This window comes from Niveispirillum sp. FG148 (assembly GCF_057809655.1).
On the sequence record NZ_JBMDKJ010000003.1, the window covers coordinates 77,414 to 93,793 of the forward strand.

The 16,380-nt window shown below is 65.5% G+C and carries 11 protein-coding genes; 5 read left to right on the plus strand and 6 right to left on the minus strand.

Translation table 11 applies throughout. The features are described 5' to 3' along the window. Positions 1–32 precede the first annotated feature (32 nt). Both ACODTW_RS03940 and ACODTW_RS03945 read left to right on the plus strand, forming a co-directional pair. Positions 33–761, plus strand: a complete 729-nt coding sequence (locus tag ACODTW_RS03940; protein WP_488944606.1) for a DUF484 family protein — start codon at positions 33–35, stop codon at positions 759–761. After that, on the plus strand, positions 755–1,702 hold the full coding sequence (locus ACODTW_RS03945; protein ID WP_488944607.1) for a tyrosine recombinase XerC: 948 nt from the start codon (positions 755–757) through the stop codon (positions 1,700–1,702). The genes ACODTW_RS03940 and ACODTW_RS03945 overlap by 7 nt, the downstream gene beginning before the upstream one ends. 10 nt (positions 1,703–1,712) lie before the next feature. Here ACODTW_RS03945 and ACODTW_RS03950 read toward each other — a convergent pair whose 3' ends face one another. The 3 genes from ACODTW_RS03950 to lpdA form a co-directional block, all read right to left on the minus strand. Further along, the gene (locus ACODTW_RS03950) at positions 1,713–2,216 is read right to left on the minus strand and encodes a hypothetical protein (protein WP_488944608.1); all 504 of its coding nucleotides are present in this window, start codon (positions 2,214–2,216) and stop codon (positions 1,713–1,715) included. A gap of 54 nt (positions 2,217–2,270) precedes the next feature. Further along, a complete protein-coding gene (locus ACODTW_RS03955; protein ID WP_488944609.1) occupies positions 2,271–2,966 on the minus strand; it encodes an aspartate/glutamate racemase family protein in 696 nt (231 codons plus the stop codon). A 136-nt stretch (positions 2,967–3,102) separates the two neighbouring features. Next, positions 3,103–4,512, minus strand: a complete 1,410-nt coding sequence (lpdA, locus tag ACODTW_RS03960; protein ID WP_488944610.1) for a dihydrolipoyl dehydrogenase — start codon at positions 4,510–4,512, stop codon at positions 3,103–3,105. A gap of 324 nt (positions 4,513–4,836) precedes the next feature. Here lpdA and ACODTW_RS03965 point away from each other — a divergent pair, with 324 nt between their 5' ends. Next, on the plus strand, positions 4,837–6,258 hold the full coding sequence (locus tag ACODTW_RS03965; RefSeq protein ID WP_488944611.1) for a methyl-accepting chemotaxis protein: 1,422 nt from the start codon (positions 4,837–4,839) through the stop codon (positions 6,256–6,258). A gap of 14 nt (positions 6,259–6,272) precedes the next feature. Here ACODTW_RS03965 and ACODTW_RS03970 read toward each other — a convergent pair whose 3' ends face one another. The 3 genes from ACODTW_RS03970 to ACODTW_RS03980 form a co-directional block, all read right to left on the minus strand. Further along, a complete protein-coding gene (locus tag ACODTW_RS03970; RefSeq protein ID WP_488944612.1) occupies positions 6,273–7,631 on the minus strand; it encodes a hypothetical protein in 1,359 nt (452 codons plus the stop codon). Between the two features lie 203 nt (positions 7,632–7,834). Continuing rightward, positions 7,835–10,342, minus strand: a complete 2,508-nt coding sequence (locus ACODTW_RS03975; protein WP_488944613.1) for a penicillin-binding protein 1A — start codon at positions 10,340–10,342, stop codon at positions 7,835–7,837. A gap of 113 nt (positions 10,343–10,455) precedes the next feature. After that, a complete protein-coding gene (locus tag ACODTW_RS03980) occupies positions 10,456–11,751 on the minus strand; it encodes an N-acetylmuramoyl-L-alanine amidase family protein (RefSeq protein WP_488944614.1) in 1,296 nt (431 codons plus the stop codon). 600 nt (positions 11,752–12,351) lie between these two features. Between ACODTW_RS03980 and ACODTW_RS03985 the strand changes: the two genes are divergently transcribed. Together ACODTW_RS03985 and ACODTW_RS03990 are read left to right on the plus strand one after the other, a co-directional pair. Continuing rightward, complete coding sequence (locus tag ACODTW_RS03985) at positions 12,352–15,477, plus strand: Rne/Rng family ribonuclease (protein ID WP_488944615.1); 3,126 nt, start codon at positions 12,352–12,354, stop codon at positions 15,475–15,477. A gap of 167 nt (positions 15,478–15,644) precedes the next feature. Further along, on the plus strand, positions 15,645–16,379 hold the full coding sequence (locus ACODTW_RS03990) for an SDR family NAD(P)-dependent oxidoreductase (RefSeq protein WP_488944616.1): 735 nt from the start codon (positions 15,645–15,647) through the stop codon (positions 16,377–16,379). The last annotated feature ends 1 nt before the right edge of the window (position 16,380 follow it).

The following is a 16,380-nucleotide window of genomic DNA, read 5'->3' on the forward strand; positions in this document are numbered from 1 at the left end:
CTTGCAGCAATAACAATAAAGAAAGGCCGCCCATGAGCACCGGACCCGGACAGATCACCACCAACCCGATGGATGAACTGACGGCCGATGATGTGGCGGCCTTTTTGCTGGAACACCCGGACTTTCTGGCGCGGCGCCCCGACCTGCTGCGTCACCTGCTGGCCCCGACGGGGCCGGATCGGGGCCAGGGGATCGTCGATATCCGCGAGCGCATCCTGGAGAAGCTGCGGGGCGAGGTTGGGCGCCTGTCGGATCAGCAGCAATTGCTGGTGGATACGACCCGCGCCAACATGATGAACCTTCGCCGCGTCCATGCGGCCGTGCTGCACCTGCTGTCCTGCCGCGGGCTGGAGGCGATGGTGCAGGCCATTACCGGCGATCTGGCCGTGCTGCTGGATCTGGATGCCGCCGCCCTGGTGGTGGAGCAGCCTGCCGGTCCCGTCGCCAGCATCGGCCCGGCAGGCCTGGGCATGGCCCATCACGGGACCATCAACCGTGTCATGGGCAGGGCCGACGTCGCCCTGCAATCCGACATCCTGGGTTCGGTTGAGGTCTGGGGCCATCAGGCTGGCCTGGTGCGCAGCCAGGCGCTGGTCCGCCTGCGCATCGGCGTTGAGGGACAGGAGGATACGCCCGCCTTGCTGGCCTTCGGGTCTGCCGACCCGGAGATGTTCCATCCCGGCCAGGCTACGGACCTGCTGCTGTTTCTGTCGGGCGTGGTGGAGCGGGTCATCGCGTCATATCTGGACCCGGCATGGTAACCGTCAGCCTGGGCTTTGCGGCGCAGGCCGACCTTCAGGACGCCATCGGCAAATGGCAACGCTGGCTGGCGACCGAAAAGGGCGCGTCCAAGGCCACGTTGCGGGCCTATAATGCCGATCTGGCCGGATTCCTCACCTTCATCACGGATTATCGCGGCCGGGCGCCGGGGCTGAACGACCTGTCGGCACTGAAGCTGTCGGATTTCCGGGCCTGGCTGTCTGCGCGGGCGGGTGATGGCGCCGGTGCCGCCACGCGGGCACGCGGCGTGGCGGGGGTGCGCAACCTGTTCCGTTGGCTGGACCGGGGAGGCATTCTGCATAATCCGGCCATGGGCGTACTGAGCAGCCCCAAGGTGAAGCGTCCCCTGCCCCGCCCCTTGACCGCACCGGATGCGGCCGCCCTGCTGGACGAGGCTGCCGGCCTGCCCGACGCCCCCTGGATCGGTCTGCGCGACCGGGCATTGTTCACTCTTCTCTACGGTTGCGGCCTGCGTATTTCAGAAGCGCTGGCCTTGAACCGGAACGACCTGCCGGCCGGATCGGCGACCGTGCGCGTGCTGGGCAAGGGAGCCAAGCAGCGGCAGGTACCGGTCCTGCCCGCCATTCACGACGCCGTCACGGCCTATCTGGACGCCTGCCCCTGGCGCCTTCCGGATGACGCGCCCCTGTTCCTGGGCGCACGCGGCGACCGGCTGAACGCGTCGGTGGCCCGCAAGCAGATGCAGGCCCTGCGGGGTCAGATGGGCCTGCCGGACAGCGCCACGCCGCACGCGCTGCGTCACAGCTTCGCCACCCATCTGCTGGGCAGCGGGGCGGACCTGCGGGCCATTCAGGATCTGCTGGGCCATGCCAGCCTGTCGACGACCCAGCGCTATACCGACGTGGACACGGAAAAGCTTCTGTCGGTTTATGAGAGCGCGCATCCCCGCGCCCGCGGATAGTTTGCAGGCGTTACACCAGCGGGCGGTTGCTGGCTGACGTCCGATGTCGACGATGCCGGCCGTGCCCATGCCCGCGCGTCCGTCTGGTGAACGCGGCGAAACCGGCCAGGACGAGGACGTCCGTCAGGAAAACCATGCCCACCACGGAATTGACGGCCCAGTTGAACTGGTCGTCGAAATTATGCATGTCGCCGATCATCAGGTTCAGCACGACCGCCCACAGAAATGCCATCCCCAGCCCGGCATAGGGGGCCAGCGACCGGCTCCGCTTGCGGATGCCGTAATAGACCCACGCACAGAAGGGCGCGGTGCCCGCCGCGGCCGGCACGGTATAGACACCCATGTCGGCCCAATCCGAACCCAGGTGGCGCACCCCTTCATCCAGGAAGAAGGAGAACAGGACCAGGAGCAGGGTCAGTCCATAAGACAATATCACAGCAGCGATCACGCACAGGAACGTCGCCACCGTCAATTTCAGCCCGCCCGACAGTTGCACGGGTGCCCCCTTTTCCATGGGTCCGCCGCAATCTAGTCGGGAAGGGGCCGAAGGGAAACGGAAAACGACGGATCAGCCGACCCGCATCGCCCGGTCGGCAATGGCAGCGGCATGGATCGCGGTGGTGTCGAACAGCGGAAGGTCGGTATCCGCCGACCGCACCAGCATGGTGATTTCGGTACAACCCAGAATCACCCCCTGCGCGCCCCGTTCCTGCAATACCTTGATGATACGGACATAGGCAGCGCGCGATGGCTGCTGTACCTCACCCCGGCACAATTCATCGTAGATGATCCGGTGGATTTCGCTGCGCGCCGCTTCATCGGGGATCAACACGTCCAGGCCGCCGGCCACCAGGCGGTCGCGATAGAAATCCTGCTCCATGGTGAAGCGGGTGCCCAGCAGGGCCACACGCGACAGACCCGCCGCCCGCACCGACGCCGCCGTGACCTCGGCGATATGGATCAACGGCAGGCCGGTCCGGTCCGCCACGACGTCGGCCATCTTGTGCATGGTGTTGGTGGCGATGGCGAGCCCCTTGGCCCCCGCCGCCTTGAGGTCCAGCCCCGCCCCGACCATCATCTCCGTCAGCCCCGACCAGTCGCCCGCGGCCTGCAAGGCGGCCACCGGTGCGAAATCCAGGGAATGGATCAGCAGCGGTGCGGATGACAGGCCGCCCCGGATGGCCCGCACCCTCTCATTGATCAGACGATAATAAAGCTGGGTCGATTCCCAGCTCATGCCGCCAATGATGCCGATCCGGTCCATACCATCCCTCCTCTGTGCTGGTGCGCAGGGTGCGGTGACCGCCGGGACCGCTCAACAGCGAACATGTCGCCACGACAAAGAAAAAGGGCCGGGACATCGCCGTCCCGGCCCCCTGTCAATCCGCGATCCAACGCCCTTACATGTGCAGGGCGCGACCATCCACGGCCAGGGCTGCTTCCTTGATGGCCTCGGTCAGGGTCGGGTGAGCGTGGCTGGTGCGAGCCACATCCTCCGCGGATGCGCTGAACTCGATCGCCAGGCCCAGCTCCTCGATCATCTCGCCGGCAGACGCGCCGATGATATGGGCGCCCAGGATGCGATCGGTCTTGGCATCGGCCAGGATCTTCACGAAGCCATCCGTGGCGTTCATGGAACGGGCGCGGCCATTGGCGGTGAAGGGGAACTTGCCGACCTTGTAGACGGCACCCTCGGCCTTCAGCTGCTCCTCGGTCTTGCCGACCGACGCCACTTCCGGCCACGTATAGACGACGCCGGGGATGGCGTCATAGTTCACATGACCATGCTGGCCGGCCAGAATCTCGGCGAAGGCCACGCCCTCTTCCTCGGCCTTGTGGGCCAGCATGGCGCCGGCCACGACGTCACCGATGGCATAGATGCCGGGGACGTTGGTCTGGAAATGACCGTCAATCTTGACGCGACGGCGTTCGTCCAGCGCCACGCCGACGGCTTCCAGGCCCAGGCCGGAGGTAAAGGGACGACGGCCGATGGCGACCAGCACGATATCGGCCTCGACCGTTTCGGCATTGCCGCCGGCGGCGGCTTCGATCGTCAGCTTGACCGTCTCACCCTCGCTCACGGCCGACGTGACCTTGGTGGAGGTCTTGAAGGACATGCCCTGCTTGCCCAGGATGCGCTGCATCTGCTTGGAGACTTCGCCATCCATGGTCGGCAGGATGCGGTCGAAGAATTCGACCACGGTCACCTGCGCCCCCAGGCGCTGCCAGACAGAACCCAGTTCCAGGCCGATGACGCCGCCGCCGATGACGACCAGACGACCCGGCACCTTGTCCAGCGCGATGGCGCCGTCGGAGGAAACGATGCGCTTTTCGTCGATGGTGACGCCCGGCAGGGGGGCGACGTCGGATCCTGTGGCGATCAGGATGTTCTTGGTCGCCACATCCTCCGTCGCGCCGTCATCCTTGGTGACGGTGACGATGCCGGCGGCCTTGATGGAACCCAGGCCGGTGAAACGGGTGATCTTGTTCTTCTTGAACAGGAAATCCACGCCCGTGACGTTGGACTTCACCACCTCGTCCTTGTGCTTCATCACACCGGCCAGATCCAGCTCTACGCCGCTGACCTTCACGCCGAAGGCGCCCAGGTGGTGCTTGGCCTCGCTATACTTTTCAGAGGCAACCAGCAGAGCCTTGGACGGGATGCAGCCGACATTCAGGCAGGTGCCGCCCAGCGTCTTGCGCTTCTCCACCACAGCGACGCGCATGCCCAGCTGGGAAGCGCGAATGGCGGCGACGTAACCGCCGGGACCGGCACCGATGACGACCAGGTCGAACTGCGTATCAGCCATTTGAATGACCATCCGTTTTTGTGCGACCCCGTCCAGGGTCTTGGGTTCATGTCGCCCGACTTTATGGCAATCCCGGGCGCCCCTGTCCATCGCGAGCCCCTGGGGACAGATGCCGCCCGCGCACATGGCTGAACGGAGCGCGCCATTGTGCCGGCTCAACTGATGTGCCGGCACAACTGAACACCGGTTCAAGTTAGCCGGCAATAACCGACTAAAGGATAGGTATCTTCCGTACAGAAACGATGGGACGATCATAATCCAAATAATGGCATCCGCAGAGACCGACAAAGGTCTATGTCCGGACATAAAGAGTTGGGAGGGAACATGGACCACGCCTCGACTTGGCGGGAGAATGCCCTGGATGCACAGCGTACCCGCAACGCGATTGCCGAACTTGCACAGGAAGTCGGTACTTTGGGTGTGTCCATCGCCGACATCACCGGTCATGTCGGTGATGTATCGGCCCGTATCGCCCGGCAGGCGAGCATATTCGAAGAATTGCGTCGTCAGGCACACGACATGGCCGTCGGCAACACGCGTGTGGCGGAGGCGGCGTCCGCGGCGCGCGCAGTCGCATCGAAGGCCCGGCGGGAGGTGGCCGACAGCCGCGGCCAGATCGACCATGCCCTGGCCGATATCCGTGCGCTGGCAGAGGATGTGAATGGCATTGAGAGGCAACTGGCCGGCCTGACGGATGCCTTGACCCGCGTCGGCCGCGTCGCGGCGGAGATCAACACCATCGCGAAGCAGACCAACCTGTTGGCGCTGAACGCCACGATCGAGGCAGCGCGGGCCGGTGATGCCGGGCGCGGCTTCGCCGTGGTGGCGACGGAGGTGAAGGCGCTGGCTAACCAGACGGCCGCCGCAACGCAGGAGATCGATGCCACCATGCGTGACCTGGCGGAGCAGGTGAAGGCCCTGTCCGCGCGGGGGGCCGCAGGGGCCGCCAAGGCCACCGCCGTGCGCAACGACACGACCCGGATCGGCGAAGTAATGCAGACATTGGCCACCGCCATGGTGGAGGTGGATGATCAGCAGGGCCGCATCGACAACGCCGCACAGGCCATTTCCACGAACATCGCCGGGGTGGAAGAACGTATCGGCGGACTGGCCGTCGACGTGAAGGACAGTTCGGGCAATCTGAGGGTTGCGGGTGAACGGCTGAACAACCTGCTGTCGCTGAGCGAGCGGCTGATCGGGCACAGCGCCGAATTGGATGTTGAAACCGTCGACACGCCCTATATCCGTACGGCACGCTCTGTCGCGACCCGCATCGCCGCCGCCTTCGAACGCGCCTTGGCCGATGGGGCCATTTCCATCACGGACTTGTTTGACGATCACTATAAGCCCGTGCCCGGCAGTGACCCCGTGCAATACACAACGCGTTTCACAGCGCTGACCGATCAGATTCTGCCAGACATCCAGGAACCTGCGCTGACCCTGTCGGACAAGGTGGTGTTCTGCGCGTCGGTGGACCGCAACGGCTATCTGCCCACGCATAACCGCAAGTTCAGCCTGCCGCAGCGCAGCGGCGACGCGACCTGGAATGCTGCCAACTGCCGCAACCGCCGCATTTTCGATGATCGCGTGGGGCTGGCTGCCGGCAAGAATGCCAAGCCCTTCCTGTTGCAGGCCTATCGACGCGACATGGGCAATGGCAATTACGCCCTGATGAAGGATTGTTCGGCCCCCATCATCGTGGCCGGCAAACATTGGGGCGCCGTGCGTCTGGCCTATCGCGTATGAGGCAGCGGCGTCCGCTATCGCCTCAGCCGTCGCTCCAGGTTCTTGACCGCGTCGGCCTGGCCGAATTCATGGCATAGGGCCAGCAGTGGCGAAATCGCATTGGCAGTGGCCAGACGGGCGTTCGGGGCCATGGAGTGGCTGCGCAGAAAGCGCTCCACCTCCTCCACCACCCGTTCCGCAAACCGGTGGCGGAGCTTGGCCACGCGGCTGTCCGCCTCCCCGGTGTCAACCAGGGACAGCAATGTCGTGAAGGCGGCGGACAAGGGCGCCAGCACCGTAGCGGCCCCCATCCGCTCTTCCGTCGTTCCCATCGTGGCATCGTGCAGCCATTCATAGAGCCCCTGGCCAAGTTGCTCGATAGCCCCAAAGCCGAGACGCATCTGCAACAGATCATCCAGATGCCCGGCAGCAGCCCCGTCGGAGCCGAACAGGGGCACATGCCGCAGCCGCTCGATCAACTGGTTGAGCGCTGATACACGATCGGCCAATGACAACAGGGTGTCGGTGGGAACTGTCCGCGGCGGCCGGCCCAGCAATGTCGCCACCTCCGCGGCCTCATGGTCCACACGGTGACACAGCCACTGTACGGCCAGTCCCTGCGTTTCCGTCAACGTATCGAAATAGAAGGGAAACGCATCGATGACCGAGACCATATGCGGCATGATCTCGAACAGGTACAGGGCGTAGAGATCGAATTGCGTATCCAGCTGTTCAATCACCGTGAACCAGTTGGAATGAAGACGAAGCGCCTGTACCTCGTCGGTCTGCCGCGTCATGAGGCGCTGGAAATGCTGGACGCTGGGCACGACCAGCCGATGCCACTTCAAGACGCGCGCCATGAAACGGACCGTCGCCGTCTCCGCCGCGGACAGACGCAGGCGAGCGGGGATGTTCGGCGCGTTGTTCAAGATGAAGGCCGCCAGATCGACCACCTGGTCGGACACCTGCTCCAGCTCCAGCATGTCGCGATCGAATACAGCCGTCAGATGCCGGCGACGCAACTGATCCACCAGATCGGCATTGGCCTTTTCGATCAGCTGCCATAGCGGCCGCAGCAATCGGCGCGGCACGATCCAGGGAGCGCCCGCCACCGCCTCCGGCTGGTCAGTGAGGAACCGCTGCAAGGGCTGCCAGCACATGCGCTCCACCGAGGCCACGCGCATCGGGCGCAACTGCCGCAGCCGGGGCCGAAGGCGCGATAGCAGCTCGGACTGGGCTCCGTCCAGGATAGCCTGGAACTCCAGTGATCGGGCCAGATGCCGAATGTCAGCATCCGATAAATCGGCGAGGGTCCGCCTCAATAAATCGGCCCCACCCGCCGTTCGCACGGCCTGCACGCGGGCAAATGACAGCTTGGTGGGATCGGTGGCCATCGGGACAGAGCATATAAGTCCAAAGATATATCGGCACTATACTAAAGGTGCCCTCCAGCCTCCAACCGGCAATCACCCGTGAAAACGAGAAAGAAACGCCCAGACCAGAAATCGCCCCCGTCAACAACAGGATTTCAACGAAAGCGATCAAATCCCCGCGCAGCACTTCTTTTTCTTGTCCGTACTGCGCAGAAGGAACGACCTCAATAGACGCCGCCTGTACCCGTTCCGACTGCCGGCTGCTGCGGAGTCGGGACAGCGGGCTGGCCCGGCGCACCCTGGACGAAGCCCGCCCCGGCGTCACCACCATCCAGGACACCCTCGCTGCCTTTCGGCTCGGTACCGGGGATGAAGCCTTCCCAGATGGCGTTGCGCTGTCCCGGCGCGGCGGGGCGGCCCGTTTCCGGATCGACGCGGACCAGTTGCAGGCCCGGCGGCACGCGGAACGGGGTGGCCGGCGCATCCTTCAGCGCGGACGACATGAATTCCTTCACGATGGGCACAGCCACACTGGTCCCGGTTTCATGATCCCCCAGTGAACGCGGGGTGTCATAACCGACGAACACGCCCACGGCGAGATCGGGAGAGAAGCCGACGAACCAGACATCCATGGCGTCGTTGGTCGTACCGGTCTTGCCGGCCAGCGGCTTACCCACCTCCCGCAGTCTGACCCCCGTGCCGCGTTGGACCACACCTTCCAGCATGGACACGATCTGATAGACCGTGCGCGGATCGGCGATCTGTTCGCGCGTGTCAGGGATCAGGGGCATGCTGGCCGGATCGGCCACCACGGCCGGGACCGTGGACGGCACCGGGATGGTGCCTTCCGCCGTCGGCACCGCCGGCTCCAGCACGGTCTGACAGCCTGCGCAGTCGCGCGTGTCATGGCGGAAGACAGTCTTGCCGTTCTTGTCCTGCACGCGGTCGATGAAGCTGGGCTCGATCCGCCGGCCGCCATTGACCAGCATGGAATAGGCTGTGGTCAGGCGCAGCACGCTGGTTTCCCCGGCCCCCAGGGCCATGGACAGGGTTGGCTGCAGATGGTCGTTGATGCCAAAGCGTTTGGCGATCTCCACCACCGGCTCCATGCCGATATACTGGGCCAGACGCACAGTCATGACGTTGCGCGACTTTTCGATACCGACGCGCAGCGGGGTGGGACCGTAATATTTTTCGGTGTAGTTGGAAGGCTTCCACTTGCCCAGCCCACCACCCTGATCCAGGGCAAACGGCGCGTCCAGCACCAGCGTACTGGGCGTGAAACCCTGGTCGAGCGCGGCCAGATAGACGAAGGGCTTGAAGGCCGAGCCCGGCTGACGGAAGGCCTGGGTGGCGCGGTTGAATACGCTCATCCGCGCGCTGAACCCACCCGACATGGCCAGGACACGGCCCGTATGCGGGTCCATGGCGACCAGCGATCCCTGCACCTCCGGAATCTGGCGAAGGGCTACGGTCTCGGCCTTGTTGTCCAGGGGCTCGACGAACACGACCTCGCCCACCGACAGGGCGTCCGATGCCTTCTGGATGCTGGGGCCGACAAATTTGCCGTCCTTGACCTTGCGCGCCCATTTCAGCTCAGCCAGCGGAATGCGGCCATGGCTGCCATCGGCCAGCCCGACCTCCACATTGTCGGCGGACGTGGACAGAACGACCGCCAGATCCCATTCCTCGCCGCCGACAGGCGCCCGCACGTCTTCCAGCTGTTCCTGCCAGCCGTCCAGGCTGTCGAAGCGGGTGATCGGGCCACGCCAGCCGTCGCGGCGGTCATAGGCCATCAGCCCGTTGCGCAGCGCCGTCGATGCCGCTGCCTGCAGATCGGGGTCCAGCGAGGTGCGCACCGACAGGCCGCCGGCATAAAGCATCTGCTCACCGTACAGCTTGGCCAGTTCGCGACGCACCTCCTCGACATAGTAATCCGCGCGGACATTGCTGTCGTTGGAACGGTCGGCGAAGGTCAGCGGCTCGTTGCGCGCGGTCTCCGCTTCCTCCTTGCTGATATAGCCATCCTCCTCCATGCGACCGATGACATAGTTCCGGCGGGCGATGGCGGCGTCACGGTGACGTTCCCGGAAATAGCGGTCCGGCGCCTTGGGCAGGCTGGCCAGGAAGGCGGCTTCCGCCACCGTCAGTTCGCCCAGCGACTTGTTGAAATAGTTCAGCGCGGCAGCACCGACGCCATAGGCCCGATTTCCCAGGAAAATCTCGTTCAGATAGATTTCCAGGATCTTGTCCTTGCCCATCGCTTCCTCGATGCGGCCGGACAGGATGGCTTCCTTGATCTTGCGGACGTAGGAGACCTCGTTCGACAACAGGAAGATGCGCGTCACCTGCTGGGTGATGGTGCTGGCGCCGATGGGACGGCGGCCCTGGCCCAGATTCTTCACATTCTGCGCCTGGGCACGCAGCACAGCGAACCAGTCCACCCCATGATGGGTGTAGAAATTCTGGTCCTCGGCGGAGATGAAGGCGCTGCTGACCCGCTTGGGAATCGACGCGATGGGCACGAAGACCCGGCGTTCGCTGGCGAATTCCGCCACCAGGCGGCCATCGCCGGCATGCACGCGCGTCGCGACCGACGGGTTGTAATTGGCCAATGTCGTATGGTCGGGCAGTTCCTTGCTGAAATAAACCCAGGCCCCGCCGGCCGCGGCGGCCCCCAGCACGCCCAGCGAGACACCCGCGATCAACAAGCCCTTCACAACGCGATTCATCTGTTCCAACCCATCCGCACGGCCCGGCAGAGCCGCATAAAACAAGGCGGCGCCGATCCAGGGGGATGGCACCGTCACTTCACCATAACAGGATGGAGCTGATTATGTCGCGGTCATGGCCGCGACGACACCGCGTTGCCGGAAAAGTAGCCATCCACGGCACGCAGCAGTGACCCGGCCATGCGCTTGCGATGCATGTCACTGGTCAGCAGCCGCGCGTCCTGGCTATGCGACAGGTAGCCCATCTCCACCAGCACCGCCGGCACATCGGCCGCCGTCAACACGGCGAAACCCGCCGAACGCAAGGGCCCCGGCAGCAAGGCGATGTTGGGGTCCAGGCTCTTCAGCAGGGTTGCCGCGAACCGGCGGGACCGGTTCATCGTGTCGCGCTGGGACATGCCGATCAGGATGCTGGCAACATCCGCCGTCTGCCCCGTCAGGTCCAGACCGCCGATGGCGTCCGACTGGTTTTCACGCTGGGCCAGCATCTCGGCTTCCCGGTCCGACGCCTTTTCCGACAGGGTGTAGATCGACAAGCCCCGCACCTGCTGGGAAGTGATGCTGTCGGCATGCAGGGAGATGAAAAGGTCGGCCCCCTTGGCACGGGCAATGGCAACCCGTTCACGCAGCGGAATGAAGATGTCGCGATCGCGGGTCAGGGCCACGCGGTAACGGCCGCTGGCCTTCAACTGTCGCGCCACTTCCCGCGCCATGGCCAGCGTGATCGCCTTCTCATACCCGCCGCCCACGGCGATGGCGCCGGGATCCTGCCCTCCATGGCCCGGATCGATGACGATCATCGGCAGAGGTGGCGTCGGCTTGGTCCGGGGCACAGGCGGGGTCATGGTGCTGACACTGGCCGGCACCACGGCACCAGCACGCCCCGCCTCCACCGTCCCACCCGTTCCGCCCGCGCCTGGAACGATATCCAGGAGGAAGCGTGGCGGCATGCCGTCACGCGGGGGAATGATCTCCGCCAATTGGGCCTGCACTGGCCCCGTCGTCGGCAGCACCAGCCGCAGCAGGCCGGGGCGCGAACCGGGCAGAAGCTGCACATCGCGCACCAGCCCCTTGCCCGGCGGCAACGCGACATCCAGCGCCGCCTCCATCTCCACCACCAGCCCCTGTGGCTGGCCCGGCGGGGCGGCGTTGATCGTGAATGGCGCGGCACGGGTCAGTTCCAGGACGAACCGCGTCTTATTGCCATGGTCGCCCAGCCTCGCCGCCAGGATATGCGTCGTTGCGGCCATCCCCCCGGCCGGATCGCCGATGATGGCGGCCGTCTGCACGGGCGCCTGCGCTATGGCGGGCATGGTCAGGGACAGGCAAAACCCCGCCACCGTCAGCAGCCCGCGGGCCACAGACGCCAGCTTTCCGGCGATGCCGATCGGTTCCCCCCGGTACGACACGTACCCCGCCCCACCATCCGTTCAGAAGGATCAAATTTGATCTAACCATTATAGCCCCAGCGAATCAGTGGCTTCAACGGATATGATCAGAAATCGCTTCAAACGCACCCTGGCGATCTCCGCTACATCCTGTGCCCGGGACCGGGAATCGACGGCACGGCAGTCGCCAACCCAATTCTTCCATTGTGGAATGGGGGGCGGAGTGTTTATGGTGGCGGTCGCGACAAACCGCGCCCCGCCAGGGCCCTGAAACGGGCTTCGGCGTCGCCCTTGGGGAACCCTGCCGGCTGTGATCGCCGTGCTGTAGCACCCCTTGGCGTGACGCCACAAGGGACACCCATGTCACAGGTTTCCCTGTCACATGGGACACCCCAACGGGATGCGGTTGCAGTGGAAACCTTGGGGCTGGCCCGCCCGGTTCATCCGGAACGGGCCCGGCATCGGCGTCGATCCGTCCTGGCTGCTTCCCCTTCACCGGGGCAGGCGCTGTTCGATGGAACCTCCCCGCCCGTGCCGTACGTCCCGCACCGCAATGGTGGCAAGGTCCGTCTTCCGTCCCGTCGCGCGGAGGGGCGGTGCCCTGTGCCACGGGGATGACATATGGCCAAGCGTATGCTTGTGGACGCCACGCACCCGGAAGAGACCCGGGTTGTCGTGGTCAATGGTAACCGCCTGGAAGAGCTTGATTTCGAGATCGCCTCCAGGAAGCAGCTGAAAGGCAATATTTATCTGGCCCGGGTCATCCGGGTCGAGCCGTCGCTTCAGGCGGCCTTCGTCGAGTATGGCGGAAACCGGCACGGGTTCCTGGCCTTCTCCGAAATCCATCCCGACTATTACCGCATTCCGGTCGCCGATCGCGAAGCGCTGCTGCGTGAGCAGCAGGAGCTGGCGGAAGAGCGGGAGGCCCGCGCCGAACGGGGCGAGGACGTGTACGCCAATGGCGACGATAACGGGCATGGCGATGATGTCGCCCCCGCGCCGGAAGAGATTGGCGACGCCGCGCCGGGCCCGATGGAAGCCGATGACAATGCCGGCCCGCTGGTGATCGACGCCGTGGCCGAGGTGGTGGACGCCGGCGATGCCGAAGGCGTGTTGGCCGAAGATGCAGCCATCGCTGGCGACGCGGACGGGGAAACGGGTGATACGGGCGAGGCTTCGCCCTTCGTCCATAGTTCCGGTCGCGAACGCTCCCGCCGGTATCGCCCCCAGGCCGCCCAGGTTGAGGGGAGCGAAGAGAGCGTCGAGGAAGAGGTGGAGGAGCGCCGCGAGCATCAGCCGCGCCGCCGGCCGCTGAAATCCTACAAAATTCAGGAAGTCATCAAGCGCCGCCAGATCCTGTTGGTGCAGGTGACGAAGGAGGAGCGCGGCAACAAGGGTGCCGCGCTGACTACCTATCTGTCGCTGCCCGGCCGCTATGCCGTGCTGATGCCCAATACGCCGCGCGGCGGCGGCATCAGCCGCAAGATCACCAACCCGGCTGATCGCAAGCGCCTGAAGGAGATGCTGGAAGATTTCGACATTCCCTCGGGCATGTCGGTCATCCTGCGCACCGCGGGCATCGAACGGTCAAAGCCGGAGATCCGCCGCGATCTTGAATATCTGATGCGCCTGTGGGACAGCATCCGCGAGACGACGCTGCAATCCGTCGCCCCGGCGCTGATCTATGAGGAAGCGAACCTCATCAAGCGTACCATCCGCGACCTCTATTCCAGCGACATCGACGAAGTGCATGTCGAGGGTGAGGCCGGGTACCGTGTGGCCAAGGACTTCATGCGCATGCTGATGCCCAGCCACGCCAAGAAGATCCAGCTTTACAACGACCCCAGCATCCCGCTGTTCCACCGGTTCCAGGTGGAAGGCGCCATCGAGACCATGTTCAACCCCATCGTCCAGTTGCGGTCGGGTGGCTACATCGTCATCAACCAGACCGAAGCACTGGTCGCCATCGACGTCAATTCCGGCCGTTCCACCAAGGAACGGAACATCGAAGAGACGGCGCTGCGCACCAATCTGGAAGCGGCCGAGGAAGTGGCCCGCCAGTTGCGCCTGCGCGATCTGGCCGGCCTGATCGTGATCGACTTCATCGACATGGAAGACCCGCGCAACAACGCGGCCGTCGAGAAGCGCCTGAAGGACGCCATGAAGGCGGACCGTGCCCGCATTCAGCTGGGCCGCATCTCCGCCTTCGGCTTGCTGGAACTGTCGCGTCAGCGCCTGCGTCCTTCCTTGCAGGAGATCAATTTCGAGCGCTGCCCGCATTGCCAGGGCACGGGCATGATCCGCAGCCAGGAAAGTGCGGCCCTGGCCGTTCTGCGCGCCGTGGAGGAAGAGGGTATCCGCAAGCGGTCGGCCGAGGTCACCATGACCTGCCCGACCCGCGTCACCCTCTATATCCTGAACCACAAGCGCGAGGCGTTGGCCGATATCGAGCGGCGCCATGGTCTGCGGGTCTACCTGCAGGCCGACGATCACATGCTGGGTACGGATTTCCGTCTGGACCGTCTGCGGGCCCGCACCCCGGCCGATGATCTGGCCATTGCCGCCCCGGTCAGTGCCGAACGCGTCATGGCCCAGACCGAACGCGCCATGGAGATCGAGGAGGCCGAAGCCGAACCGGAGGTCATTGAGACCGAAGAGGAGGAAGCCGCCGCCGCTGAGAAGCCGCAGGCCCGCAGTGAAGGCCGTGGCGATCGCGATGGGGATCGGGAGGGTCGTGGACGCCGTCGCCGTCGGCGCCGCCGTCGTGGCGAACGTGGTGAAAATGGCTCCGCCGAGGCGGGTGATGCCGACGAGACCGGCGATGAGGAAGGCGAACCCCTGCCCGAGGGCGAGGAAGCTGCCCCTGAGACGGACGGCGATACCGACGCTGACACTGATGCCGAAGGCACGTCTGCGGAATCGCCCGAGTCCGGTGAGGACGAGAGTTCCCGCAAGAAGCGCCGTCGCGGCAAGCGTGGCGGGCGCCGCCGGAGCCGTCGTGGCGATGAACTGACGGGCGATGGCAGCGCCGACGGCGAGGATGCCGGCGACGAGGACGACAGCGAGGGTGCCGGTGAAGGCGAAGGCGAAGAAGCCGCCGCCGTCCAGGCGCAGGCTCCGGCCGAAGCTGCACCGGTTGAAGCCGCCCCGGTCGACGCTTTAGCCGCTGAGGCAGCCCCGGCTGTCGTGGAGGCACCGGCCGCCGAGCCGATCGCCGAGGAAGCCCCCGCTCCCAAGAAGCGCGCGACCCGCAGCCGCAAGAAGGCCGTGGAAGCCGAGGCCGCACCGGCCGAAGCTGCCGCCGCCGAGCCGGCACCGGTCGTCGTGGAGGCACCCGCCCCCATCGCCGAGCCGGCCGCCGAGGAGGCACCCGCCCCCAAGAAGCGCGCGACCCGCAGCCGCAAGAAGGTCGTGGAAGCCGAAGCCGCACCGGTCGAAGCTGCCGCTGCGGAGCCGGCCCCGGTCGTCGTGGAGGCACCCGCCCCCATCGCCGAGCCGGTTGTCGAGGAGGCGCCCGCCCCCAAGAAGCGCGCGACCCGCAGCCGCAAGAAGGCCGTGGAGGCCGAAGCCGCACCGGCGGAGCAGGTGACCGAAGCCGTGGCAGAAGCCGCCCCGGCCGTCACCGCCGAGCCGGCCGCGGAAGCCGAAGCCGAGCCGGAGCAGGCCCCCTCGCCCGCGGAATTGGCCACCGAGGTCAACCCGCCCGTGGAAAAGCCCAAGCGTGGCTGGTGGAGCCGGAAGTCGTAAGGCTTATTCCGGTTAAGAAATGAAAGGGGAGGTGTTCCGGCACCTCCCCTTTTTTTATTTTGCAGCCGAAACGAATTGCCGATGGCCGGCGGGGCGGCGATCCGTCGCTTTCCCTGCGAAGCCGAATGCGCTAGGTAACGGCGCCTGTTCCCAATCAGAGATCCGTCATGACCGGTTCCACTCAAACCCCCTCTCCGCGGCTGACCGGCCGCGTAGCCCTGGTGACAGGGGCGTCGCGCGGCATCGGCGCCGCCGTGGCCGAACAATTGGCGCGGGAGGGTGCGCATGTCGTGCTGGTCGCCCGCACGGTCGGCGCGCTGGAGGAAATGGATGATCGGATCAAGGCCCTGGGTGGTGCTGCCACCCTGGTCCCCCAGGATCTGGCCGACGGCGCCAAGCTCGATAATCTGGGCCCGGCCCTGTACGAGCGGTTCGGCCGGCTGGACATTCTGGTCCATGCTGCGGCCCAGCTCGGCACGCTCGGCCCCATTGCACATTCCGACCCCAAGGATTGGGACAGGGTCATGGGGACGGCGGTGGCTGGCGGCATGCGGCTGATTCGCACGACCGATCCGCTGCTGCGCCGATCTGATGCCGGCCGCGCCCTGTTCCTGACCGATCGCGTCGGGCGCGAAGCCACGGCCTACTGGTCGGCCTATGCCGCGTCCAAGGCCGCCATCGACATGATGGCCCGGACCTGGGCGGCGGAGACACTGAACACCAACCTGCGCATCAATCTGGTCGACCCCGGCCCCGTGGCCACCAGCCTGCGCGCCAAGGCGTTCCCTGGCGAAGACCCCGCGACCCTGCGCCAGCCTGACGAGGTGGCACGCGCCATCGTCGAATTCACGGTACCGGCCTGTGCCCTGCATGGGGAACTGATCGACCTGAACCCCGCGTGAC

What these genes read in the sequence shown, in the direction of transcription:
- ACODTW_RS03990 (WP_488944616.1), top strand. Translation starts at nt 15,645, where the DNA reads ATGACCGGTTCCACTCAAACCCCCTCTCCGCGGCTGACCGGCCGCGTA.
- ACODTW_RS03975 (WP_488944613.1), bottom strand. Translation starts at nt 10,342, where the DNA reads ATGAATCGCGTTGTGAAGGGCTTGTTGATCGCGGGTGTCTCGCTGGGC.
- lpdA (WP_488944610.1), bottom strand. Translation starts at nt 4,512, where the DNA reads ATGGCTGATACGCAGTTCGACCTGGTCGTCATCGGTGCCGGTCCCGGC.
- ACODTW_RS03945 (WP_488944607.1), top strand. Translation starts at nt 755, where the DNA reads ATGGTAACCGTCAGCCTGGGCTTTGCGGCGCAGGCCGACCTTCAGGAC.
- ACODTW_RS03985 (WP_488944615.1), top strand. Translation starts at nt 12,352, where the DNA reads ATGGCCAAGCGTATGCTTGTGGACGCCACGCACCCGGAAGAGACCCGG.
- ACODTW_RS03965 (WP_488944611.1), top strand. Translation starts at nt 4,837, where the DNA reads ATGGACCACGCCTCGACTTGGCGGGAGAATGCCCTGGATGCACAGCGT.
- ACODTW_RS03970 (WP_488944612.1), bottom strand. Translation starts at nt 7,631, where the DNA reads ATGGCCACCGATCCCACCAAGCTGTCATTTGCCCGCGTGCAGGCCGTG.
- ACODTW_RS03950 (WP_488944608.1), bottom strand. Translation starts at nt 2,216, where the DNA reads ATGGAAAAGGGGGCACCCGTGCAACTGTCGGGCGGGCTGAAATTGACG.
- ACODTW_RS03955 (WP_488944609.1), bottom strand. Translation starts at nt 2,966, where the DNA reads ATGGACCGGATCGGCATCATTGGCGGCATGAGCTGGGAATCGACCCAG.
- ACODTW_RS03940 (WP_488944606.1), top strand. Translation starts at nt 33, where the DNA reads ATGAGCACCGGACCCGGACAGATCACCACCAACCCGATGGATGAACTG.